The sequence below is a fragment of the Candidatus Aquicultor secundus genome, from assembly GCF_002791875.1.
Classification (GTDB): Bacteria; Actinomycetota; Aquicultoria; order Aquicultorales; family Aquicultoraceae; genus Aquicultor_A; species Aquicultor_A secundus.
On sequence record NZ_PFNG01000036.1, the window covers coordinates 1 to 1,672 of the forward strand.

1 protein-coding gene is annotated in these 1,672 nt (G+C 53.2%); it reads left to right on the forward strand.

All coding sequences use genetic code 11. From position 1 onward, the window contains the following. Positions 1-1,489: FAD-dependent oxidoreductase (locus tag COY37_RS01290; protein ID WP_286975648.1), on the forward strand; the 1,489-nt coding region annotated here is incomplete at its 5' end. Positions 1,490-1,672: the final 183 nt, after the last annotated feature.

The following is a 1,672-nucleotide window of genomic DNA, read 5'->3' on the forward strand; positions in this document are numbered from 1 at the left end:
TGTGCAGACACCCGAGGGGATGCGCGATCGGTTCAATATCGAAGTCAGGGTACAATGCGAAGTGAAGCGGATAATTCGCGACAAAAAGAGCGTCGAGCTTTACAGCCACGCTACGGGAAAGACCTATTATGAATCGTATGACCGGTTGGTATTGTCGCCGGGGGCGGCGCCGTTCAGGCCCGATATCCCCGGATTGGACCACCCCCACGTGTTTACCATCAGGAATATCCCCGATACGGATGCGATCAAGGAATTCGTCGACCAGGTAAAACCCGAGCGCGTTGTCGTTGTAGGGGCCGGGTTTATCGGGCTTGAGATGGCCGAGAATTTAAAAAGGCGCGGCGTGAGCGTTATCGTGGTTGAGTTGGCCGACCGCATCCTGACCCCGCTTGATTTCGAGATGTCGGCACTCGTTCACCGGCACATCATGGAAAAGGGAGTAAATATCATTCGGGGTAAGGGCGTTCGGGAGTTGCACCATGAGGATGATTGGATAGTGGCCGAGTTGACCGATGGCACCAGGCTTAACGCCGACATGGTGATCCTGGGCCTTGGTGTGCGCCCCGAGGTAGGGCTGGCGCGGGATGCGGGACTCGAACTCGGGGCGACCGGCGGCATCGCCGTGGACGAGTACCTTAGAACATCCGACCCCGATATCTATGCCGTTGGCGATGTGATTGAGGTTAAGGATTTCGTGACCGGCAACCCGGTATTAATACCGCTTGCCGGACCGGCGAATAAACAGGGCAGGATCGTCGCGAATAATATTTGCGGCCGGGAGGAGAAGTACACCGCGACGCAAGGAACCGCGATTATCAAGATTTTCGATCTTGCGGTCGCCGTAACGGGGCTCAACGAGGTCGCGCTGAAGCGATACGGTATTACCTACGCAAAATCGGTTACGCATTCGACATCGCACGCTACGTATTATCCGGGGGCGAGCGGGCTATCGATAAAGATATTGTTCGATCCCGATAGCGGAAAACTGCTCGGCGCCCAGGTTGTCGGCGGCGCTAACATTGATAAAACGATCGATGCGTTCTCAATCGCGATGCGAGCGGGGATGACCGTCTTTGACCTTGAGAAGTTAGAGCTTTCGTACGCCCCTCCGTTCTCCAATGCGAAAACACCGGTAAATATAGCGGGATATGTTGCCGCGAACATGTTGCGGGGCGATGTTGCTATGTATTATTGGGACGAGGTTGAGGCAATCGATAAAGATACAAGCGTGCTGATCGACGTTCGTACCCCGCTTGAGTACAAGATGACGGGGACGATAGGCGGGGCCGTCAATATACCTGTTGACTACCTGCGGCAGCGGCTTGATGAGATCCCCAAAGACAAGGATATTTATGTCTTTTGTGAAATCGGCCTGCGGGCGTATGTCGCCTGCAGGATATTGATGCAGAAAGGCTATAAAGTTAAAAACCTGAGCGGCGGCTATAAGACCTACGGCGCCGCGTACAAGATGCTTAATAATATAGTTTAGTAAGTAAGAGCAGCGATTAGCGATTAGGGAACGTCATAACGAGTACCCCATACAGCTATGCTCATCGTTATCTAAACATACTAGTACCGCGACACCCTACTTTCTGTGCATGTCATTCTGAAGGAGCGAATGCGACTGAAGAATCTTGGGTGCAGAAACCTTCTGCATATGCAGGAGGGTCTA